The 21,360-nt window shown below is 61.6% G+C and carries 20 protein-coding genes; 12 read left to right on the forward strand and 8 right to left on the reverse strand.

Features of this window, described 5'->3' with window-relative positions:
• Positions 1 to 161: 161 nt before the first annotated feature.
• From leuD to AN189_RS01735, 4 genes are all read right to left on the reverse strand, one after another.
• Positions 162 to 767 (reverse strand): 3-isopropylmalate dehydratase small subunit, encoded by a 606-nt coding sequence (gene leuD, locus AN189_RS01720; RefSeq protein WP_056030016.1) that lies wholly within the window; start codon positions 765 to 767, stop codon positions 162 to 164.
• The gene (leuC, locus tag AN189_RS01725) at positions 767 to 2,170 is read right to left on the reverse strand and encodes a 3-isopropylmalate dehydratase large subunit (protein WP_056030020.1); all 1,404 of its coding nucleotides are present in this window, start codon (positions 2,168 to 2,170) and stop codon (positions 767 to 769) included. The genes leuD and leuC overlap by 1 nt, the downstream gene beginning before the upstream one ends.
• A gap of 233 nt (positions 2,171 to 2,403) precedes the next feature.
• Entirely contained in the window at positions 2,404 to 3,798 is a 1,395-nt protein-coding gene (locus AN189_RS01730; protein WP_056030023.1) for a calcium-binding protein, read from the reverse strand.
• Between the two features lie 51 nt (positions 3,799 to 3,849).
• Positions 3,850 to 5,055 carry a calcium-binding protein gene (locus AN189_RS01735; protein WP_056030025.1) on the reverse strand — a complete coding sequence of 402 codons (1,206 nt, stop codon included), beginning with the start codon at positions 5,053 to 5,055 and terminating at the stop codon, positions 3,850 to 3,852.
• A 288-nt stretch (positions 5,056 to 5,343) separates the two neighbouring features.
• Here AN189_RS01735 and AN189_RS01740 point away from each other — a divergent pair, with 288 nt between their 5' ends.
• The 8 genes from AN189_RS01740 (at position 5,344) to AN189_RS01775 (ending at position 14,043) form a co-directional block, all read left to right on the forward strand.
• Complete coding sequence (locus AN189_RS01740; RefSeq protein ID WP_056030028.1) at positions 5,344 to 6,705, forward strand: mechanosensitive ion channel family protein; 1,362 nt, start codon at positions 5,344 to 5,346, stop codon at positions 6,703 to 6,705.
• A gap of 120 nt (positions 6,706 to 6,825) precedes the next feature.
• Positions 6,826 to 8,475 carry a YadA-like family protein gene (locus AN189_RS01745; RefSeq protein WP_216597715.1) on the forward strand — a complete coding sequence of 550 codons (1,650 nt, stop codon included), beginning with the start codon at positions 6,826 to 6,828 and terminating at the stop codon, positions 8,473 to 8,475.
• A 23-nt stretch (positions 8,476 to 8,498) separates the two neighbouring features.
• Positions 8,499 to 8,951, forward strand: coding sequence for a hypothetical protein (locus AN189_RS01750; RefSeq protein ID WP_172794835.1), 453 nt, complete (start codon positions 8,499 to 8,501; stop codon positions 8,949 to 8,951).
• Between the two features lie 184 nt (positions 8,952 to 9,135).
• A complete protein-coding gene (gene rsfS, locus AN189_RS01755) occupies positions 9,136 to 9,492 on the forward strand; it encodes a ribosome silencing factor (protein ID WP_056030037.1) in 357 nt (118 codons plus the stop codon).
• Positions 9,492 to 9,962: a 23S rRNA (pseudouridine(1915)-N(3))-methyltransferase RlmH gene (rlmH, locus tag AN189_RS01760; protein WP_056030039.1), complete on the forward strand. Its 471-nt coding sequence runs from the start codon at positions 9,492 to 9,494 to the stop codon at positions 9,960 to 9,962. Before rsfS ends, rlmH begins: the two co-directional genes overlap by 1 nt.
• An 81-nt stretch (positions 9,963 to 10,043) precedes the next feature.
• Entirely contained in the window at positions 10,044 to 11,564 is a 1,521-nt protein-coding gene (gpmI, locus tag AN189_RS01765; RefSeq protein WP_056030042.1) for a 2,3-bisphosphoglycerate-independent phosphoglycerate mutase, read from the forward strand.
• On the forward strand, positions 11,564 to 12,676 hold the full coding sequence (locus AN189_RS01770; RefSeq protein ID WP_056030045.1) for a murein hydrolase activator EnvC: 1,113 nt from the start codon (positions 11,564 to 11,566) through the stop codon (positions 12,674 to 12,676). Before gpmI ends, AN189_RS01770 begins: the two co-directional genes overlap by 1 nt.
• Positions 12,677 to 12,684: 8 nt before the next feature.
• Positions 12,685 to 14,043: a S41 family peptidase gene (locus AN189_RS01775; RefSeq protein WP_056030049.1), complete on the forward strand. Its 1,359-nt coding sequence runs from the start codon at positions 12,685 to 12,687 to the stop codon at positions 14,041 to 14,043.
• Between the two features lie 90 nt (positions 14,044 to 14,133).
• Here the strand turns inward: AN189_RS01775 and AN189_RS01780 are convergent, their stop codons facing one another.
• Both AN189_RS01780 and AN189_RS01785 read right to left on the reverse strand, forming a co-directional pair.
• Positions 14,134 to 15,027 (reverse strand): homocysteine S-methyltransferase family protein, encoded by an 894-nt coding sequence (locus AN189_RS01780; RefSeq protein WP_056030052.1) that lies wholly within the window; start codon positions 15,025 to 15,027, stop codon positions 14,134 to 14,136.
• Between the two features lie 90 nt (positions 15,028 to 15,117).
• Positions 15,118 to 15,573, reverse strand: coding sequence for a GAF domain-containing protein (locus tag AN189_RS01785; RefSeq protein ID WP_056030055.1), 456 nt, complete (start codon positions 15,571 to 15,573; stop codon positions 15,118 to 15,120).
• A gap of 232 nt (positions 15,574 to 15,805) precedes the next feature.
• Here AN189_RS01785 and AN189_RS01790 point away from each other — a divergent pair, with 232 nt between their 5' ends.
• On the forward strand, positions 15,806 to 17,383 hold the full coding sequence (locus AN189_RS01790) for a gamma-glutamyltransferase family protein (RefSeq protein WP_056030058.1): 1,578 nt from the start codon (positions 15,806 to 15,808) through the stop codon (positions 17,381 to 17,383).
• Here the strand turns inward: AN189_RS01790 and hspQ are convergent.
• Positions 17,380 to 17,706 (reverse strand): heat shock protein HspQ, encoded by a 327-nt coding sequence (gene hspQ, locus AN189_RS01795; protein WP_056030061.1) that lies wholly within the window; start codon positions 17,704 to 17,706, stop codon positions 17,380 to 17,382. The genes AN189_RS01790 and hspQ overlap by 4 nt on opposite strands.
• Positions 17,707 to 17,914: 208 nt before the next feature.
• Here hspQ and AN189_RS01800 point away from each other — a divergent pair, with 208 nt between their 5' ends.
• Positions 17,915 to 18,499: a transglycosylase SLT domain-containing protein gene (locus tag AN189_RS01800; protein WP_056030064.1), complete on the forward strand. Its 585-nt coding sequence runs from the start codon at positions 17,915 to 17,917 to the stop codon at positions 18,497 to 18,499.
• A gap of 43 nt (positions 18,500 to 18,542) precedes the next feature.
• Here the strand turns inward: AN189_RS01800 and dps are convergent, their stop codons facing one another.
• Entirely contained in the window at positions 18,543 to 19,022 is a 480-nt protein-coding gene (gene dps / locus AN189_RS01805) for a DNA starvation/stationary phase protection protein Dps (protein ID WP_056030067.1), read from the reverse strand.
• Between the two features lie 187 nt (positions 19,023 to 19,209).
• On the opposite strand from dps, the gene AN189_RS01810 reads away from it, so the two are divergent.
• Positions 19,210 to 19,812 carry an outer membrane lipoprotein carrier protein LolA gene (locus AN189_RS01810; protein ID WP_056030070.1) on the forward strand — a complete coding sequence of 201 codons (603 nt, stop codon included), beginning with the start codon at positions 19,210 to 19,212 and terminating at the stop codon, positions 19,810 to 19,812.
• Positions 19,813 to 19,926: 114 nt separating this feature from the next.
• The gene (gene puuE, locus AN189_RS01815; RefSeq protein WP_056030073.1) at positions 19,927 to 21,330 is read left to right on the forward strand and encodes an allantoinase PuuE; all 1,404 of its coding nucleotides are present in this window, start codon (positions 19,927 to 19,929) and stop codon (positions 21,328 to 21,330) included.
• Positions 21,331 to 21,360 lie beyond the last annotated feature (30 nt).

The raw sequence follows: 21,360 nt of genomic DNA on the forward strand, positions 1-21,360 counted from the left end.
CTGAGAAATATGAGGAAAGCCGTTGACCATTTTGGGGCAGGGGTGGTGCGGCTTTGCAACCCTTTTATGGCGCTCGCGCGTCAGCCTTGGGTGTGACCACAAAATAATGGGGCCAGCTTGCGCCAGCCCCATACAGACAGTTTTAACGAAACAGTTTGTGTTCAGACCCAGGGCCGCGACGTGGCGGCTTGTTCCTCGAACGCCTTGATGGACGCGGCCTTTTCCATGGTCAGGCCGATGTCATCCAGACCGTTCATCAGGCAATGCTTCTTGAAGCTGTCGACCTCGAAGGTGAACACATCGCCGTCGGACGACGTGATGGTCTGCGCCTCCAGGTCGATTTCGATCCGGGCGTTCGACCCTTTTTCGGCGTCTTTCATCAACACGTCGACCTGTTCCTGTGGCAGGACCACGGGCAGGATGCCGTTCTTGAAGCAGTTGCTGTAAAAGATATCCGCGTAGCTGGGCGCGATGATGCAGCGGATGCCGAAATCCTTGATCGCCCAGGGTGCGTGTTCACGTGACGAACCACAGCCAAAGTTGTCGCCCGCCACAAGAATTTCGGCGTTGCGATACTGCGGTTTGTTCAGCACGAAATCGGGGATTTCGTCGCCGTTGTCGTCATAGCGCATCTCGTCGAACAGGTTCACGCCCAGACCCGACCGCTTGATGGTCTTGAGGAACTGCTTGGGGATGATCATGTCGGTGTCGATGTTCACCAACGGCATGGGTGCGGCAATCCCGCTGAGTTTGTCGAACTTGTCCATTACATCATCTCCCGAACGTCGGTCAGTTTGCCGGTGATCGCGGCAGCGGCGGCCATGGCGGGCGACATCAGGTGCGTGCGTCCGCCGCGGCCCTGCCGTCCTTCAAAGTTGCGGTTGGAGGTTGCCGCGCAGCGTTCGCCCGGCGCCAACTGGTCCGGGTTCATCGCAAGGCACATGGAACATCCGGCCAGACGCCACTCGAAGCCGGCCTCCTTGAAGATGTCGGCCAGACCTTCTTCTTCGGCCTGTGCGCGGACCAGACCCGAACCGGGCACGACCATCGCGCGTTTCACGGCAATTTTCTTGCCCTTGAGGATCGCGGCAGCGGCGCGCAGGTCCTCGATCCGGCCGTTGGTGCAGGACCCGATGAACACGGTGTCGATGGCGATATCGGACAGCGGTGTGCCGGGCGTCAGGCCCATGTAATCAAGCGAGCGCTGCGCAGCACCCACCTTGCCACCGTTGAAATCAGATGCGGCAGGCACGTTTGCGGTGATCGGCAGCACGTCCTCGGGCGATGTGCCCCAGGTGACAGAGGGTGCGATGTCCTCACCCTTGAGGGTGACGACCTTGTCCCAATGGGCATCGTCGTCGGAATACAGGGTTTTCCACCACGCCAGCGCGGCTTCCCACTGTGCGCCCTTGGGGGCATGCGGGCGGCCCTCGCAATAGGCGAACGTCTTTTCATCGGGTGCGATCAGACCAGCGCGCGCGCCGCCCTCGATTGCCATGTTGCAGACGGTCATGCGGCCTTCCATCGACAGGTCGCGGATCGCCTCGCCACAGTATTCGATGACATAGCCGGTGCCGCCCGCGGTGCCCGTGACACCGATGACGGACATCGTGATGTCCTTGGCCGTCACACCCGGGCGCAGTTTGCCGGTGATTTCGACCTTCATGTTCTTGGATTTCTTCTGGATCAGCGTCTGGGTCGCCAGCACGTGTTCGACCTCGGACGTGCCGATGCCGTGGGCCAGCGCGCCGAATGCGCCGTGGGTGGCGGTGTGGCTGTCACCACAGACGACGGTCATGCCGGGCAGGGTCCAGCCCTGTTCGGGGCCCACGATGTGCACGATACCCTGCCGCACGTCGGACACCGGGTAGTAATGGATTCCGAAATCCTTGGCGTTCTTGTCAAGTGCGGCGACCTGGATGCGGCTGTCCTCGGTCATCGTTTCGGCGTTGGCGCGATCCAGCGTGGTCGGCACGTTGTGATCGGGCACCGCGATGGTCTTGTCGGGGGCATGCACGGTGCGGCCGGTCATGCGCAGACCTTCGAACGCCTGCGGACTGGTCACTTCGTGAACGAGGTGACGGTCGATATAAAGAAGGCAGGTGCCGTCGTCGGCTTCGTGCGCGAGGTGCGCATCCCAGATTTTATCGTAGAGGGTCTTGGGGGACATTGGTCCACTCCCATGTGATTGGCTGTTGGAAAAGATCGGTCTGACGGGCGTCACGCGACGCCGCGCGCATCATAGATGCGCGAGGATCGTCCGGTTCGCACCGAAAAACCGCCAAGGCAGCCGGGCGCGATCATCCATGTCGAAAAACCTGTTCATGTGGGGCGAGATATACCTCGCCCCGCATTGTCGCAAGAGGGAAGGCGGGTGCGCGCCTTTTCGCGGCACCCTCATTTTCAGGCCACCAGCGCGGGATCGCTGACCAGGGCGGTGAAATTGTCCTCGGTCAGGTCAGCGGCTGTGACGTTGTTCAGGCGCACGACGATATCGCCGTTCACCGCACCTTCGGGGGCCGGTTCCACGAACCGCACGAGGGTGTAGCGTCCGGTTTCGTCGACGACCTCTTCCAATGACACCATAACCTCGGATCCCAGGCTGTCCTCGGCGGCATCCTCGACCAGCAGGAGCATGCTGATCTGGTCGGTTGCAGGATCAAAGTCGGTGATCGTGGCATTGGCCGCGATATCGACCCGGTCGGCGCCATCGCCCAGCGTGATCGTGTCGACCCCGTCCAGATCATAGGCTGTGATCAGGTCATTTCCGGCGCCGCCGAACAGATCGTCGCTGCCAGCGCCACCAGACATCACGTCGTCACCCGCGCCACCAAAGAGCTGGTCATCGCCGGCATCGCCAGAGATGATATCGTCGCCCGCGCCGCCATACAGCAGGTCGTCGCCAGCGCCACCGCTGACAGCGTCATTCCCGTCGCCGCCGCTGACATCATCATTTCCGTTGTCGCCGTCGAGGTCGTCATCGCCGTCATTGCCGCCGATCTTGTCGTTGCCAGCCCCGCCGTCGATTGCATCGTTGCCGTCACCACCGAACAGAATGTCGTCGGATTGCCCGGCGCTGATGGCATCATCTCCGTCACCGCCGAACACGCGGAACGGTCCGATATCGGCCGTATCCGCGATCGTCACGGTATCGTCGCCCTCGTTGCCGAGGATCAGGCCGCTACCACCGGTCGCGTTGATCGTATCGTCGCCCAGACCGCCAAAGGCACGGTGTTCACCCGCGACCAGATTGATTTCGTCGTCGCCTGTTCCGCCGCTGAGCGTATCATCGCCCGCACCATCGAACAGGACGTCGTTGCCCGCGCCACCAAAGACCTGATCGTCGCCGGTGCCGCCGCCGATCAGATCGTCGCCGAATCCGCCGTCAACGATGTCATTGCCGGCATCGCCGCGAATTTCGTCATTGCCCAGACGCCCGCGCAGGATGTCGTCGCCGTCACCGCCGCGCAGCGTATCGTCGCCGTCGTCACCGATCAGCGTGTCGTCGCCGCCGGCACCATTCACGGAATCGTTTCCAGCCAAGGCGCTGTAGCGATTGTCGTTGTCGTCGAGGGTCAGAACGTCGTCACCATCCGTCCCCAGCTGAAGGGGTGAAATCGGCCGTTCGGTGACGTCCGGTGTCTCGGTTTCCGGCTGCGGTTCCGCAACCTCGGTCACGCCAAGGGTCAAACCATCGTCCGCCGGTGGGTTGTCGTTTTCGTCGTCATCGTCACTGTCGTTGGTCAGCGCGTAAATCAGGCCGATCCCCAACAGGGCCGGTATCAAAAAGAGTTCCATAAAATCATCCCCCACGGATTGGCTGCATCGTTAAAGTTGGCCGCAGATCATCTATGATGTGAGATCCGGCAGTGTTGGCCTGAAAGTCGCTTCAAGCGTTGCCGCACGATCCGCCGTGCTGAGCAGCGACAATGTCACACTATCACGCCGCAAATCGTCCGGGTCGACATTTTTCAAGATCACGACCTGTTCTTCGTTCTGGATCAGGCCCGATTGGCCCTCTGGCACGGAAAGGCTGATCTGCGTATCCGCCCCGACACCCCTGATCACCAAGCTCGGTGCAGGCGTCGTGTCAGGGTCCAGACCATTCAGAAGTTCGACCTGAAATTCGACGGTCTCTGTCGCGGGGTCAAAGTCAAAGATCGTCGTCTTGCCTGTTGTTGTCGCGACAAAACTGTCGGTCCCCTGATTGCCCGTCAGCAAGGCGTCGCCATCCGCACTGATCAAGGTATCGTCGCCAAATCCGCCGTTCAGCCGTGATACAGCCTTGCCCGCGTCGGCACCTTCGGGTTCATAAGTGCCAAGGGTATCATCGCCTGTGCCACCAAACAGGCTGTCGCCGATGCCGGACATCACGTCGTTCCCGGCCCCGCCATCCATGCGCGTCCCGTCGGGGGACGAAAATTCGTTGATGGCGACCATGACATCATCACCGTCATCACCTGACAGCACGCCAGCCTCACCCTGATAGACAATGATGTCGTCGCCGTCGCCGCCGAACACCGTATCGGGGTTGCGGCCTGAGGCAATGATGTCGTCACCCGCACCGCCGTAGATGATATCAAACCCCTGTTCGTCGATGATGATATCGTTGCCGTCGCCGCCGTTGGTCACGTCACCACCGACGCCGGGCAGGATCAGATCGTCGCCGTCTTCGCCATCAATGTCGTCGGCACCGGACCCGCCGATCAAAAGATCGTTGCCCCTTCCGCCGCGCAAGATGTCATCACCGGCTGCACCGTTCAGAAAATCGTCACCTGCCTTGCCATCGAGGAGATCATTGCCGCGGAAGGCCTCGATTTCGTCGTCGCCGGCTGCGCCGATGAGGGTATCGTCTTCGGGTGTTCCCGTAAGTGTCTGATCCGCGTCTGGATCAGGGCCCGGCCGGGTGGGCAGATCGACCTGTTCGGACACTTCTGTCTGACCCAGAGTCAGACCCTCGTCGTTTCCAAAATCATCGTCGGAATCGTCGTCGTTCGTCGTGAATGCATAAAGCAGGCCGATCCCCAGCAAGGCGGGCAAGACGAACAGTTCCATCGTCAATCCTTTGACTAAAGACGCATTGTTTCCGAAAAAAATACAATATAGATTTCAATGCGTTATAATTGTGGCAAACTGACCTTTGTCGAATGTTGCCGTTGAGTCAATGCCGGTCCTATGGGGCATTTGTCTTATCCCGTGCGCAAACGGATAAGTGGTCTGTCCCTTTGGTGGGCAGGGGTTGCGCGGCACCCGTCAGGCCGTTGTCTTGGACGTCGCACATGCGCATGCTAACCTTGCGTGTGGTCGCGAGGGGCGCCAACCGCGATCTGTTGGGGGAGAGTTATGGCCGTTCACGATGATCTGTTGCAGGCAGCAGAGACCCCGGAAACCCCGATCGCGGAAATCGTTGGCGTCGGTCATGATCTGATCCAGCAGGCCGAGGTGTTCATATCCTCGCTGTGGCGTCCGTGGATTCTGTATCAGATCCTGATTTTTGCGGGAATTTTCCTGGCGGCCCATATGGTGCGGCACATCTTTGCGCCGCGTCTGCGCAACTGGATCAAGGAACGCGAAGACTGGCCGATGTGGCGGATCCGCTGGATGCTGGTCGTGCACCGGCGGCTACGGGGCATCGCCTTTGTCGTGATCATCTGGCTGGTGATCCTTGTCATGCAAGAGGTGACATGGAACAGCCGTAGCTATCTGTTGCAGATCATCGGCAATCTGGCCCTGGCGTGGCTGTTGGTTGCGCTGACGACCCGCCTGATCGGCAATCCCTTCATGCGGGGTGTCGCCCGCTATACCCTCTGGGCCTGGATCACCCTGCGGATTCTGGGGCTGACGGATGAATTTTCGGCGCTGCTGGACAGTGCCGCGTTTCACATCGGCGAGGTCCGGTTTTCGCTGCTGCAACTGGTGCAGGCTGTCCTGATCATCGGTGTACTGTGGATCGGTGCACGGTTCCTGTCCCGCACCGCCACGGGACGCATCCGGGGGAACAAGGACATCAGCCCGTCCATGCAGGTGCTGGCGGTCAAGGCGATGCAGATCGCGCTGTACGGTGCTGCGGTGTTCATCGGCCTGCGGACCATCGGGATCGACCTGACCGGGCTTGCGGTCCTGTCCGGGGCCATCGGTGTGGGTCTGGGTTTCGGCCTGCAAAAGGTGGTGTCGAATCTGGTGTCCGGCGTCATCATCCTGTTGGACAAGTCGATCAAGCCCGGCGACGTCATCAGTCTGGGCGACACCTTTGGCTGGATCAATTCGCTGGGTGCGCGATACGTCAGCATCACCACGCGCGACGGCAAGGAATACCTGATCCCGAACGAGGACCTGATCACCGGTCAGGTGGTGAACTGGTCCCATTCGAACGAATTCGTGCGTCTGGATATCTATTTCGGCACAGCCTACAGCGACAATCCCCACGATGTCCGACGGATCGCCATTGCAGCGGCGCAAAGCGTGGATCGCGTTCTGTCCTCGCGCCCGACGGTCTGCCATATCGTCGGATTCGGCGACAGTTCCGTTGACTACATCCTTCGGTTCTGGATTTCGGATCCCACCGGCGGCCTGACCAACATCCGCGGAAATGTCTATCTGGCGTTGTGGGACGCCTTTGCCGAAAACGGCATTTCAATTCCCTTCCCGCAGCGCGAGGTCAAGGTGCTGGACGATTCTGTTCTTTCGACGCGCCGAATTGATTGAAAGTGTCTGAAACGCGCGAAGTTAAACAATTTCGTGAAGAATTTGCCTGCGTTTTCTCTGGCCACGCGCCAGCGTTGCCTTACCTTGGGACGAGTAACGATTGCATAGGGATTAGGTAAAATGGCAATTTCCAGAAAAACGATGTGGACGGGGGTCGCAACCGCGGCGCTGCTGGCAGGTGCGCAAAGTGTTGCAGCACAGGCCTACGGCGATGGTGGCGGCATCGCGGCAGGGACCGATTCAGTTGCACTTGGCCCGAATGCCAACGCGCTTGGGACCGATTCTGTTTCTGTTGGCAGCATCGCATCCAGCGGCGGTGAAGGTGCCACGGCGGTTGGTTCCAACGCAGTCGCGTTCGATGCCGACAACACTGCCGTTGGCTATTTTGCGAATACATCGGGCCAAGGTGCCGTCGCAGTCGGTGGGCAGAACAATCCCGGTGATGGGATCGGTGCATCTGCGCAGGGTATCGATGCGGTCGCAGTTGGTGCTGGTTCGGCAGCAAACGGAAATTCGACCACTGCAATCGGCGGTGAATCCGTGGCGACGGGTGCCGGCACGACTGCCATCGGCTGGCAGTCAGCAGCGACAGGAGAGCGTGCGCAGGCCTTTGGCCACCTTGCGACCGCGCAGGGTGAACGCTCTTTGGCCATCGGTGAAAACGCCGACGCCCAGAGCGATTTCGCGACGGCAATCGGAAACGAGACGACAGCGACCGGGATCGACGCCTTGGCCATAGGTGACAGTGCTGCGGCGGACGGCAATTCCACCACGGCGGTTGGTGGCGAATCCGTGGCGACCGGCCCGGGCACGACGGCGATCGGCTGGCAATCCAGCGCAACGGGGACACGGGCGCAGGCCTTTGGTCATCTGGCCGATGCGACGGGCGCATTTTCCACAGCCGTAGGCGAGGATGCCGACGCGCCGGGCGATGGCGGCATCGCGATCGGTTACCAGTCGCGCGCAAACGGTGTCGATTCCATCGCCATCGGCAGCGACAATGCGGGCGGCACCGCGACGACGGCAACCGGAAATTCCACGACAGCAATCGGTGGCGAGGCAACGGCGAACGGTGCTGGTGCGACGGCAATCGGCTGGCAGGCCGCGGCAACCGCGGAACGGGCGCAGGCCTTTGGTCATCTGGCGCAGGCCAGTGGCGTGCGGTCCACCGCCGTGGGTGAGGCCGCGAATGCATCCGGTGCGACCGCGCTTGCCTTTGGCAACCTGTCGACCGCATCCGGTGACAACTCCATCGCCATCGGCAACGGTGCCACCGCAACCCGTGCGAACCAGGCTGTGATCGGCACGAATGTGCATACCTACACACTGCCCGGCATCGCATCCGAGGCAAGCCGGGACGCCCAAAGTGGCACGCTGCGGCTGGTCACGTCGGACGAGAATGGCAACCTTGCCACGATCGAATCCGATATCATCGGCCAGATCAACGGTGCCTTTGGTGCCACGAGCCAGCGCCTGAATGACCTCGAGGGTGGTGTCGTCGCCAACAGCGCGGCCATTGCGCAAAACCGCAATGACATCCTGACCAACCGGGACGGGATCGCGATGGCGATGGCGCTGAACACGCCTTATGTCGATCCGAACGCGACCTACGCCGTGTCGGGCGGTCTGGGTTTCTTTGATGGGGCGCAGGCCTTTGCCATGTCGGGGGCCTACCGCGTGGATGCGCGCACGCAGCTTGACGCAGGCGTGACCTATGGTTTCGACCAGAGCAAGGTCGGCGGCCGCGTGGGTGTGACTTACTCGTGGTAATCACGCGCCTGATGCAAAAAGGTGTGACGCCGTGGCTATATGCTGCGGCGTTCGCCGTTTCGCTGGCGGTGGCCCCGGCCCCCGCGCAGGCGCAGGATGTCGAGCAAAGCTTTGCCGTTGCGCTGGTGCGCGATGCGCTGACCGCGCTGGCGCAGGCCAACGCCACGGGCAATTACACCGTGCTGCGCGATTACGGGTCGGCGCAATTCCGGTTGGAAAATGACGCCACCGACCTTGCCATGGCGTTTGCCCGTGTGCGCAGCGAACGGCTGAACCTGCTTCAGGCGCTGGTCGTGGACCCCGTCCTGCAACGCGCGACAAGTGCGCTGAACAACAGCGCGATGCGGCTGTCGGGTTATATTCCGGTGGACGACCGTGCCATTTCGTTCGACATGGAATTCGTGAACGAGGGCGGGGCCTGGCGCATCTTTGCATTGCGGGTCGGGGAATACACCGCACCCGTTTCGCAGGAGTAGGCTGGCGGATGGGCGACACCCTGCCGTCCGCGTCAACCACGGTCGTTGAATTTTTACACGGCCGGGTCTAGATTGGACGCACGCCAAGTACCGGGGCGGTTGAAACCGGTGCCATTCTTCGGAGGACGATGAACTGTCTTTATCCACCCCGGCAGCACACACTGCCACCCGCGAGGATCGCACTGTGACCGGTGCAACCTACAACGCTGACCAACTGCTTGACGCAATCCTGACATCGCTGGACGACGACAAGGCCGAGGAGGTTGTGAAAATCAACCTGCGCGGCAAGTCCGAAATGGGTGACTGGATGGTCATTGCCAACGGTCGGTCCACCCGTCAGGTCTCTGCCATGGCCGAAAAACTGGTCGCCCGCATGAAGGAAAAATTCGGCGTGCTGTCCAAGGTCGAGGGCAAGGATGTCGGCGACTGGGTTCTGATCGACACCGGCGATGTCATCGTTCACATCTTTCGCCCCGAAGTGCGCGAATTCTACCAGCTCGAAAAGATGTGGATGCCCGGCGCGGACACCGCCGCCGTCTGATGAAGCTGACCGTTTGCGCGGTCGGCCGCCTTGTGTCGCGTTCCGAGGAACGGGCACTGACGGACGATTACATGTCCCGCTTCACCCCCGCCGCGCGCCGGTTGGGGTGGGGACCCCTTACTGAAATCGAGGTCGAGGACCGCAAGTCGCTTGGCATGACTGCCGAGGCGGAATTGTTGCGCCGCGCCATTCCCAAGGGGGCGGTCATCATCGCGCTGGATGAGCGCGGCAAGCCGATGACCTCGCCTGATTTTGCCGAACGGCTGCGCAATTTTGGTGATCAGGGTCGTGACGTGGCCTTTGTCATCGGGGGCGCCGATGGCATCGACCCCGGCCTGCGGGCAGAGGCCGACATGCTGCTGTCGTTCGGGTCGATGGTCTGGCCGCACAAGCTGGTGCGGGTCATGCTGGCCGAACAGATCTACCGCGCTGCGACCATTCTCACCGGCTCGCCATACCACCGCGCCTAGGTTAAACGGCAGCTGATGCGACGCGGGGCATTTTCCCCCGCCGTCGGTTACGTTACGTCCTTGTGCAAAAGGAGACCCGCGATGACCCGATCCGTGCCGAAACCCGTAGTGCTGTGCATCCTTGATGGCTGGGGCGACCGTGACGCACGCGAAGGCAATGCGCCCGCGCTCGCCAATACCCCGCATTTTGATCGCATCAGTACCACCTGTCCGCGTGCGCAACTGACGACCCACGGCCCGGATGTAGGTCTGCCCAGTGGCCAGATGGGCAATTCAGAGGTGGGCCACACCAATATCGGTGCGGGCCGCGTGGTGGCGATGGATCTGGGGCAGATCGATCTGTCGATCGAGGACGGCAGCTATCCCGCGCAGGACGCGCTGCGCAGCTTTATCGCGACATTGCAGGACAGCGGCGGACGTGCGCACCTGATGGGTGTGGTGTCCGACGGCGGTGTGCACGGTCATATCGCGCATCTGATCGAAACGGTGCGGGTACTGCACGACGCCGGTGTCCCTGTCGTCGTTCACGCGATCACCGACGGGCGTGACGTCGCCCCCAAATCCGGGGCGGATTTCATGGCGCACCTGCTGGATGCGGTCCCCGCGGGCACCCGGATCGGAACCGTCATCGGCCGCTATTACGCGATGGACCGCGACAATCGCTGGGAACGGGTCGAAACCGCCTATGACGCGATGGTGCGCGGGCGTGGTGCAACGGCTGAAAACCCGACGGATGCCGTGGCACATGCCTATGCCGCCGGACAAACCGATGAATTCATCCCTGCCACCGTGATCGGGGACTATGCGGGCTTTGAACAGCGCGACGGTCTGTTTTGCCTGAATTTCCGGTCAGACCGCGCGCGTGAAATCCTCGAGGCGATCGGCAACCCCGATTTCGACGGGTTCGCGCGTGATCTGCCGCAACTGGCAGCGCGGCTGGGCATGGTCGAATATTCGGATCGTCACGTCGCGTGGTATGACGCGGTGTTCCCGAAACGCGATATCGTCAACACCTTGGGGGCCTGGGTGGCACAGCACGGGCTGACCCAGTTCCGGCTGGCCGAAACCGAGAAATATCCGCATGTCACCTTTTTTCTCAATGGCGGTAAGGAAGAGCCGGAGACAGGCGAGGACCGTTTCATGCCGAAATCACCCAAGGTCGCGACCTATGATCTGCAACCGGAAATGTCCTCGGCCGAGGTGACAGAGGCCTTTGTCGGTGCCATTGAAAAAGGGTACGATCTGATCGTCACCAATTACGCCAACCCCGACATGGTGGGGCATACGGGCGATCTGGATGCGGCCATTGCCGCCTGCGAATCCGTTGACCGTGGTCTGGGCCAGGTTCTTGCGGCGCTGGACCGCGCAGGTGGTGCGATGATCGTTTGCGCCGACCACGGCAATTGCGAAACCATGATTGATCCCGAAACGGGTGGGCCGCACACGGCGCATACCATCAATCCGGTGCCGGTCATCATGGTGGGCGGTCCGTCCGGGGCTATGCTGCACGATGGCAGACTGGCGGATCTGGCCCCCACGTTGCTGGCGCTGATGGGACTGGACCAGCCACCCCAGATGACCGGCCGTTCGTTGATCGACTGATGCATTGGCTGGCGCTGATCCTGCTGCTGATGGGCAGCCCGCTGGCGGCGCAATCCCCTGCGGACGCCGCGGCGCAGGCCGCGGATCGTCTGACGGCGGCACGCGCCCAGCTCGAGGCGGCGACAACCGCGCGCAATCAGGTCAGTGCTCTGACCGAAACCGTGCAATCCTACGAGGACGGTCTGGTCGCCCTGCGTGACGGTCTGCGTCGTGTCGCGATCCGGGTGGATACGCTGCAAACGCAGTTGGACAGCCGCAGCGTCGAGATCAGTCGCCTGCTGGGGGTCCTCGCGTCGATCGGTGACGCGCCAGCCCCGTTGCTGCTTTTGCACCCAACCGGTGCGCTGGGCACGGCACGCGCCGGCATGATGGTCGCGGACGTGACGCCCGCGTTGCAAACCCGGGTCGAGGACCTGCGCCTGCAACTGGAGGAACTGGCGCTGTTGCAGGCTTTACAGGAAACCGCGCTGGATACGCTGGCCAGCGGGTTGGAGGGCGCGCAGGCCGCCCGTGCCGCATTGTCAGAGGCCATATCAGACCGGACCGATTTGCCACGGCGGTTCACCGACGACCCGATCCAGACGGCGCTACTGATTGCCAGCACCGATACGCTGGACAGTTTCGCCGACGGGTTGGCGCAGACCTTCGACACCGGCGACGCGGCCCCTGTCGTGCAACCCGACGGCAGCCTGACGCTGCCGGTGCGGGGCACACTGCTGCGCGGGTTCAACGCGCCGGATGCCGCCGGGATCAGCCGCCCCGGTATCATCCTCGCCGCCCGGCCCCGTGCGCTGGTCACCACGCCGCTTGCCGCGACGGTGCTGTTTCGGGGGCCGCTGCTGGACTATGGCAACGTCGTGATTCTGGAACCCGCACAGGACGTGATGTTCGTGATCGGCGGGTTGGCCGAGGTTTACACGCAGGTGGGCGAAATCCTGCCAGCCGGCGCGCCTGTTGGGCTGTTGGGTGGCGATGCACCCGCGATTGACGACATTTTGAATGAAACGGACCGGCCCAGCGGGCCTGCGGCCTCTGAGACCCTTTATCTCGAAGTCAGAGACGGGCAAAGTCCGGTGAACCCCGCGACATGGTTCGCGCTGGACCGAGGATAGGACACGCTATGAAAAAGTTGATGATGGCAGCGACGGGCGGCACCTTGGTGGGGCTTGTGGCGACGACACAGTTTGCGGGTCCCGTGCTCGCGCAGACGACCAGCAGCGACGGCAGCATCTATCAGCAGTTGGACCTGTTCGGTGATATCTTTGAACGGATCCGGCAGGGGTATGTCGAAGATGTAGACGACAAGGCGCTGATCGAGGCCGCGATCAACGGCATGCTGACATCGCTGGACCCGCATTCGTCCTATCTGTCAGAGGATGATGCATCTGACATGCGGGTTCAGACCCGTGGCGAATTTGGCGGTCTTGGTCTTGAGGTCACGCAAGAAGAGGGCTGGGTCAAGGTTGTATCGCCAATGGACGGTACCCCGGCCGATGCCGCAGGCATGCAGGCGGGCGATTACATCACGACAGTCGATGGCGAAAGTCTGCTGGGCCTGACCCTGGACGAGGCACTGGAACTGCTGCGCGGTCCCGTCGGGTCCGAAGTCATCATCACCGTTGTCCGCGAGGACGAACCCGAACCTTTTGACGTGTCGATCATTCGCGACACGATCAAACTGACCGCCGTGCGCGCCCGTACCGAAGGCAAGGCCGTCGTTCTGCGCATCACGACGTTCAACAACCAGACCTATCCAAACCTGGAAGAGGGGCTGGCCGAACAGATCGAGGCCGCAGGCGGAATCGAGAATGTTGATGGCGTCGTGCTGGACCTGCGCAACAATCCCGGCGGCCTGCTGAATCAGGCCGTGTTCGTGTCCGACGCATTTCTGAATGCAGGCGAAATCGTGTCGACCCGCGGTCGTAGCCTGGCCGACAGCGACAGGTTCAACGCCACCGAAGGTGATCTGGCCGAAGGCCTGCCAATCGTCGTGCTGATCAACGGCGGGTCTGCCAGCGCATCGGAAATCGTGGCCGGTGCCTTGCAGGATCATCGCCGCGCGATCGTCGTCGGCACCAAGAGTTTCGGCAAAGGGTCGGTGCAGACCGTTGTGCCGTTGCAGGGCAACGGAGCCATGCGCCTGACGACGTCGCGCTACTACACACCGTCTGGCCGGTCGATCCAGGCGCTGGGCATCTCGCCCGACATCATCGTGGAACAGCCCCGCCGCGCTGCCGTGGAACCCGAAACCGAAGAAAGCGATCTGCCCCAGCGGACAGAGGCGGGTTTGCGCGGCTCGCTTGATAACGACAGCCTGACGGATGACGAGATCAAACAGATCGAGGCTGATCGTGACCGTGCAGAGGCTGCGGCGCAGCTGCGCGAAGAGGATTATCAGCTCGCTTACGCGATTGATATTCTCAAGGGTCTGAACGCCTTGGGTGGCGAAGAGGTCGGGATGATCTCGCAGGACCAGTAGACAGATTTTTCGCGAAAAATCTGACGCGCCCAAATTTTCGCGAAAATTTGGAAAATGCGTGGCCGCCCCGATGGGCGGCCACTTTTGCATTCAGACGATGGTGTGACCCGCGTCCCGGATCGCATTGGCCAGCGCAGCGATATGGGCTGGGCCGACCTCGCAGCATCCGCCGACGATCGTGGCGCCTGCCGCAATCCAGCGCAGCGCGTGATCGGCATATGCCTGTGGCGACAGATCACGGCTGGACAGCGCATCGACGGTCGGTTTGTCCTCGAGAAAGGCCGATGTGATCTTTTCAAACCCGTTAGCATAAGCCCCGAACGGAAGCGTCCCGTTTGCGAGGACGGCGATCGACTGGTGGATCGCCTCGGGCGAAGAGCAATTGATCAGCAATGCCTCGGCACCGCCCGCCACGGCGATGGGCAGAATATCGGCCACAGGTTCGCCTGACCGCAGTTTGGTTCCATCGCGGTCATCGACGGTGATTGCCATCCAGACCGGCAGGCCCGCAACGGCAGCACCGGCGAGAACGGATCGCGCATGATCAAGTGATGCAACGGTTTCACACAGGATCAGGTCGCAATCCGCGCTGATCTGGCGTGCCACTTCCGCATAGAGCGGGATCGCTTTGTCCGGCAGTGGATGAATGTCCGGCCGATAGCTGGCGATCAGCGGTCCGATCGATCCTGCAATGCGGCACGATCCATGCGCGTTGCGCGCGGCTTTTGCCTCGGTCAGTGCATTTTGCAACAGCTCTGTGAATTTGCCTTCATGGGCGGTGCCGTCCAGCCTGTCGTGGTGAATGGCATACGTATTTGTCGTGGCGATGGTTGCCCCGGCCGCAAAATAGTCACCGTGGACCTGCTGCACGAGTCCGGGGTGATTCAGCATCACCTCTGTTCCCCAAAGGGGTGTCGGTTTTTCGGGCGCGCGGTGGGTCAGCTCCTGGCCCAATCCGCCGTCCAGTAGAACGATGTCGGTCATCTGTGAACTCCGTCGGTGCAGGCGGCCGATCCGGCTGCATCGTCGCCATTACCACAGGACCGCGCGATCACAATGGACGCGTGGTCGCGGTCAGCGCGCAAAAACCGCCGCAAGAAGTGCGGCCATCTGATCTGCATCTGTCTGCGAAAAGGCGTCGGGTTGGTCGCTGTCGATGTCGAAAACCCCCAACAACGTGCCGTCACGGTCGTAGACCGGCAGGACCAGTTCTGACCGCGTGGATGATGCGCAGGCGATGTGTCCGTCGAATGCATCGACATCGGGGACAAGCTGCACTTGCCCTGTCCGCGCAGCAGCACCGCATACCCCGCGGCTGAACGGGATCACGAGACAACCGTGACCGCCCTGATAGGGTCCGATCTTGAGAAGTTCGGGACCCGTCACGCGGTAGAACCCGGTCCAGTCGAACCGGTCATCGGCATGATGGACCTCGCAGGCGACAGTGGCCATCAGGGCTACGGTGTCGTCTTCGCCCGTGGTCAGGGACGCGACGGTCTGGTGAAGGGCGGCATAATCAACAGTTTTCATTCTGTCGTCCTAGCGCCAATCGCAGGGCGGAAAAAGCCCGCAAACAGCCCAGACGCCGCCATGTCTTTGACATGTTGCAGGGGCATCCGTGTTCCACAAGCTGCATAGCTTCTTGCGGCACCGCACAGCCTAGCCCCCACCCGGTCGTGCGGTGCCGCATCTTTCTCAGATCAGTGATTGCCCCGGCTGGTGAATTGTCTCAGGTTCCTCAGGAGAAAAGAGGGGGAAACCGATGCGCGACTTTCATAAACCGGGCCGATCCGCAGTCTATGCCGAGAACGGGATGTGTGCCACGTCGCACCCGTTGGCGGCCAAGGTTGCCATTCAGATGCTCGAGGCTGGCGGCAATGCGGTGGACGCGGCCATTGCCGGCGCTGTGTTGCTGGGAATCTGCGAACCTCAGATGACGGGCATCGGTGGTGACTGCTTTGTTCTGATGACACCGCCTGGCGAGGATCGGATCATCGCGCTGAACGGTTCCGGTCGTGCGCCTGCCGGGTTTTCGGCGCAAACCCTGCGCGATCAGGGGCATGCGACCGTGCCTGTGGCCAGCGCCCATGCGGTGACCGTACCGGGTGCCATCGACGCCTTTTGCCGGCTGTCAGCGGATTGGGGCAAGCTGGGTCTGAAAGCAGCCCTTGCTCCCGCGATTCACTATGCCGAAGCGGGTGTTCCCGTCGCCCCGCGTGTGGCGTTCGATTGGGCGCTGGACGCACCGCGTCTGCAAGGGGTTGCCCGTGACAAATACCTCATCGGCGGGGCGGTTCCGAAGGTCGGGCAGATGTTCCGCGCGCCGGGCCAGGCCGAGGTTCTGCGGCGCATCGCGATGGACGGGCGCGCCGGTTTCTATGAAGGCGAGGTCGCCGCGGACATGGTGGCCGCGCTCAACGCCGCGGGCGGGACGCATACGCTGGACGATTTTGCGAACAATACGCCTGATTACGGTGACCCGATCCACGGGGCCTACGGCGGGCTGGATCTGTTCGAGCACCCGCCAAACGGACAGGGGGCCACCGCGATCCTGTTGCTGAACATCCTCGCTCAATTCGATCTGGCAGCGATGGACCCGTTCGGTGCGCAGCGTGTGCATATCGAAGCCGAGGCGACGAAACTGGCCTATGATGCCCGTAACCGGTTCCTGTCCGATCCCGACCACATGACGCGTCTGGACCATATGCTGTCGATGGACACTGCGCAGAAACTGGCGGCCCAGATCGACCCGAAACGGGCGCAGGCACCCCAGCGTGCAGCGGTCGAGGCGATCCACAAGGACACCATCTATATCACCGTGGTGGACAAGGACCGCATGGCGGTGTCGCTGATCTATTCCGTGTTCCACGGGTTCGGGTCCGGCATCGCGTCCGACAAATTCGGTGTGCTGTTCCAGAACCGCGGTGCCGGTTTCAGCCTGACCGAAGGTCACGCCAACGAGGGTGGTCCGGGCAAGCGTCCGATGCACACGATCATTCCGGGCATCCTGCAACAAAACGGCAAAACGCTGATGCCCTTCGGCGTGATGGGTGGGGCCTATCAATCGACAGGTCATGCGCGGTTCGTCACGAATATCACGGATTACGGTCTGGACGTGCAGACTGCACTGGATGCGCCCCGTGCGTTTTCAGATGTTGACGGGCTCAAGGTCGAGCGCGGCTATTCCGATGCTGTGCGTGCCGAATTGTCGGACATGGGGCACGACGTGAATATTCCCGAAACCGCGATCGGCGGGGCGCAGGCGATCAAGTTGCGTGACGACGGTGTGCTGGAAGGCGCATCGGATCCCCGCAAGGACGGCTGCGCGTTGGGGTATTAATTCAGCTGAACCTGAAGTGGATACGCCCCGTCCTCGAACGGACCGAACAGGTCCGGGACGTCGGGGTGGTCCACGGGTTCGCCAGAATAGTCCGCGACGAGGTTCTGTTCTGACACGTAGGCCACGTAAAAGCTGCGGTCGTTTTCGGCCAGAAGATGGTAGTAGGGCTGATCCTTGGCAGGGCGCGAATCCTCTGGGATCGCCTCGTACCACGCATCCGTGTTGGAAAAGCTGGCGTCCACGTCGAACACAACGCCCCGAAAGGGGTGTTTGCGGTGACGGACAACCTGGCCCAGATAGTATTTTGCGCGTGTTTTATACATAACGAACGCCCCCTTGAAGGCACAAATACGCCCAAACCGTGGCAAAAGTCCATCGGGGGCCATGCAATTGAGCAGAAACAGTCTGTCTATCGTCGGTCGGCGGATCAGCGCGGATGCGTTGATTGTGATCGGTGACGTCGGTTTGAACCGTTCACAGACGGCTGATTTTGGGCTATGCTGTAAAAAAACAAACAAAAGCGAGAGGCGTATGAGCAGTTTCTTTCGCGCACTGGTGCTCTTGGTATTGCTTGGCAGCTGCGGCAGCCGAGAGTTTTCGGCACCGCGCGACCTTGATAACGCGTGTTCCATCTTGACGGAGCGGCCTGAATATCGCCGTGCCTTCAAGAGGGCAGAGCAGAAATACGGCGTGCCGATGCCGGGCATGATGGCGATGATCTACCAAGAGAGTAAGTTCATCGGCAACAACCGGCCGCCGCATCAATATGCGCTGGGGGTGATTCCCATCGGTCGTCAGTCCTCTGCCTTGGGATATTCCCAGGCACTGGATGGCACATGGGAAGAATACCAGAACGAGGTGGGTGGCCGGCGATCCAAACGCGAGGATATCCACGATGCCGCTGATTTCATGGGATGGTACATGACCAAGACCGTGGCCGAAACCGGTGTGCCGATGTACGACATCCGCAATCAGTATCTGGCCTATCATGATGGCCGGTCAGGTTTCAAACGCGGCACCTGGCGCAGCAAAAGCTGGCTTATTCGCATCGCCGGCGAGGTCGAGCAGCGTGCGCTGCTCTATGATCGTCAGCTGCGGTCCTGCGGCAAGAGATAACAAATGCCCCCGCCCCTGACGGGCGGGGGTTATCCGCTGCGGGTCAGACGGTGCTGTTGGCCCCGATGAACCACGCGTCCTTGTCCAGCGTGCGGCTGATTTCAACAAACAAATCCTCGGTGTCGCCATCGCCTGCCTCTTCGGCGGCCGATGCTGCGGCGCGGATCTGTTCACCGACGCTCAGAAAACGGGATTTCAGTTCTGCTACGTGGTCTTTCAGGTCCGTCAGTTCGACCGGATATGCCGTCATCTTGGCCTTGTCGGCTGCGACCTCCAGCGTGCCGCGGGCATATCCGCCCAGGATCACGGTGCGCTCTGCGATGGTGTCGATGCCGTCGCGCAGACGTGCGGCAACATCGTCCAGCAATTCGTGCACGCCGATGAAACCCGGACCCTTTAGGTTCCAGTGGGCCTGCTTGACCGCCATGTTCAGCGCCTGCATCTCGACCAGGTTGTCGTTCAGAATGTTGATGACTTTTTCACGGGTCTGGCCGTCAAGGCCTGCGACAAATGCTTCTGGCATGTCATGCTCCTAAATTGAGTTTTGCGGCGATGCCGCCGTTGACCACTCAATGCGCGGCCCCCGCCGCTGGTTCCATGTCGCGGATAAACGCTGACGGGGTGGCGCTATCGCATGTCAGACCCGATATGGTTTCCAACAGTGAGACCGCGACCTATGTCGTGGGCCAAGTCGAATAAAGGTTAAGACCATGAACAGACGCACGCTTCTTTTGTCCGCGACCGCGGCCGCCTTGGTGGGAACGGGGGCACAGGCGCAGCAGCTCTCGCTGGCCCAGGTGTCGGCCTATCTGAACCAGCTGACCACAGCCACGGGCGGTTTCACGCAGATCAACGGCGACGGCACACTGTCGACCGGACAGATCTATATCAAGCGGCCGGGCCGCATCCGGTTTGAATACAACGCACCCGACAACAGCCTGGTCATGGCGGGCGGCGGGTCCGTCGCCATCTTTGATCCGCGGTCCAACGGACCCGCGGAACGCTATCCGCTGAACCAGACGCCGCTGTCGATCATCCTGGCCGACAACGTTGATCTGGGGCGGGCCCGCATGGTGACCGGGCATACCTCGGACGGGACGACCACGACGATTACGGCGCAGGATCCCGACAACCCGCAATACGGCAACATCCAGATGGTATTCACCGCCAATCCGGTCGAGTTGCGCCAGTGGGTCGTCACGGACGAAGTGGGTGAAACCACGACCGTGATCCTGAACGATTTGCGTCCCGGTGCCGCGATTTCCGATCGCCAGTTCAACATCATCGCGGAAAACAACGCGCGCGGTAACTGATCTGCCCTTGCCCCGGTGCGCGGCTGCGTCCCGGGGCAAGCTGCGCGGATTTCTGTTTGCTTCGGTGTGCGGCGTGGCAGAGTATGAAATGCCGCCCCTGAGGAAAGACCGCAGATGACCTACCCCCGCGACATGATCGGCTATGGTGCCCGGACACCCGACCCCAAATGGCCGAACGGGTCCAAAATCGCCGTTCAGATCGTCGTCAACTACGAAGAAGGCGGCGAAAACAACATTCTGCACGGCGATCCTGCATCAGAGGCATTCCTGTCGGAAATTCCCGGTGCGGTGCCTTGGCCCGGGCAGCGACACTGGAACATGGAAACGATTTACGAATACGGCGCGCGTGCCGGATTCTGGCGGCTGCATCGCCTGCTGCATGACACGCCGGTGACCGTGTTCGGGGTTGCGACCGCCCTGGCCCGCGGGCCGGAACAGGTGGCCGCCATGCAGGCCTCTGGCTGGGAAATCGCGAGCCACGGGCTCAAGTGGATTGAATACAAGGATACCCACGAGGATACGGAACGCACGCATATACAGCGTGCCGTCCGCCTGCATACCGAAGTGACCGGCGAACGTCCGCGCGGCTTCTATCAGGGCCGTGCCTCGATGAATTCCATGCGTCTGGCCGCCGAAGAGGGGTTCGACTATCTCGCCGACAGCTATGCCGATGATCTTCCGTTCTGGCAGACCTTTGGCGGCAAGGATCATCTGGTCGTGCCCTATACGCTGGACGCCAACGACATGCGGTTTTCGACCCCCAACGGGTTCAATGCGGGCGATCAGTTCTTTGACTATCTCAGGGCCAGCTTTGACGCGCTCTATCGCGAAGGTGTCGAAGGCGCGCCCAAGATGATGTCGATTGGCCTGCATTGCCGGTTGGCGGGGCGTCCGGGCCGGATCGAGGCGTTGCGCAAGTTCATGGATCATGCGCGAAGCCACGATGGCGTCTGGTTCGCGACCCGCGCACAGATCGCCGATCACTGGCGTGCGCATCACCCCGCACCAACCGGGTTGCGTCCATCGCAGATGGATCAGGCCGCATTCGTCGCCAAATTCGGTGGGGTCTACGAACATTCCCCGTGGGTCGCCGAAGAGGCGTTCAAGCTGGAACGTAGCCCGGCCCATGATACGCCCGTGGGGCTGGCCAACCTGATGGCCCGCGCGTTCCGCCGCGCGACGCCCGAAGCAAGGCTGGACGTGCTGCGTGCACACCCGGACCTTGCCGGTAAACTGGCGGCGGCCAAACGCCTGACCGCAGACAGCACGTCGGAACAGGCATCGGCGGGGCTGGATGCGCTGACCGACGCCGAACGGTCGCTGTTTCAACGCGCCAACGAGGCCTACACCAAGAAATACGGTTTTCCGTTCATCATTGCGGTGCGCGACAATACCAAGGACACGATCCTCGATGCCTTTGAGACACGTCTGAACAACACCAAAGAGCAGGAATTCGTGACCGCTTGCGAACAGGTGAACAGGATCGCCGCACTGCGCTTGCAGCAAATCCTGGGCTGACAGCAATGTCCCCGCGCATCTGCCTGATGC

This window comes from Loktanella sp. 3ANDIMAR09, from assembly GCF_001420005.1.
Classification (GTDB): domain Bacteria; phylum Pseudomonadota; class Alphaproteobacteria; order Rhodobacterales; family Rhodobacteraceae; genus Loktanella.

Coding starts and splice junctions, on each gene's coding strand:
- leuD (WP_056030016.1), bottom strand. CDS start 767: ATGGACAAGTTCGACAAACTCAGCGGGATTGCCGCACCCATGCCGTTG.
- leuC (WP_056030020.1), bottom strand. CDS start 2,170: ATGTCCCCCAAGACCCTCTACGATAAAATCTGGGATGCGCACCTCGCG.
- AN189_RS01730 (WP_056030023.1), bottom strand. CDS start 3,798: ATGGAACTCTTTTTGATACCGGCCCTGTTGGGGATCGGCCTGATTTAC.
- AN189_RS01735 (WP_056030025.1), bottom strand. CDS start 5,055: ATGGAACTGTTCGTCTTGCCCGCCTTGCTGGGGATCGGCCTGCTTTAT.
- AN189_RS01740 (WP_056030028.1), top strand. CDS start 5,344: ATGGCCGTTCACGATGATCTGTTGCAGGCAGCAGAGACCCCGGAAACC.
- AN189_RS01745 (WP_216597715.1), top strand. CDS start 6,826: ATGGCAATTTCCAGAAAAACGATGTGGACGGGGGTCGCAACCGCGGCG.
- rlmH (WP_056030039.1), top strand. CDS start 9,492: ATGAAGCTGACCGTTTGCGCGGTCGGCCGCCTTGTGTCGCGTTCCGAG.
- gpmI (WP_056030042.1), top strand. CDS start 10,044: ATGACCCGATCCGTGCCGAAACCCGTAGTGCTGTGCATCCTTGATGGC.
- AN189_RS01770 (WP_056030045.1), top strand. CDS start 11,564: ATGCATTGGCTGGCGCTGATCCTGCTGCTGATGGGCAGCCCGCTGGCG.
- AN189_RS01775 (WP_056030049.1), top strand. CDS start 12,685: ATGAAAAAGTTGATGATGGCAGCGACGGGCGGCACCTTGGTGGGGCTT.
- AN189_RS01780 (WP_056030052.1), bottom strand. CDS start 15,027: ATGACCGACATCGTTCTACTGGACGGCGGATTGGGCCAGGAGCTGACC.
- AN189_RS01785 (WP_056030055.1), bottom strand. CDS start 15,573: ATGAAAACTGTTGATTATGCCGCCCTTCACCAGACCGTCGCGTCCCTG.
- AN189_RS01790 (WP_056030058.1), top strand. CDS start 15,806: ATGCGCGACTTTCATAAACCGGGCCGATCCGCAGTCTATGCCGAGAAC.
- hspQ (WP_056030061.1), bottom strand. CDS start 17,706: ATGTATAAAACACGCGCAAAATACTATCTGGGCCAGGTTGTCCGTCAC.
- AN189_RS01800 (WP_056030064.1), top strand. CDS start 17,915: ATGAGCAGTTTCTTTCGCGCACTGGTGCTCTTGGTATTGCTTGGCAGC.
- dps (WP_056030067.1), bottom strand. CDS start 19,022: ATGCCAGAAGCATTTGTCGCAGGCCTTGACGGCCAGACCCGTGAAAAA.
- AN189_RS01810 (WP_056030070.1), top strand. CDS start 19,210: ATGAACAGACGCACGCTTCTTTTGTCCGCGACCGCGGCCGCCTTGGTG.
- puuE (WP_056030073.1), top strand. CDS start 19,927: ATGACCTACCCCCGCGACATGATCGGCTATGGTGCCCGGACACCCGAC.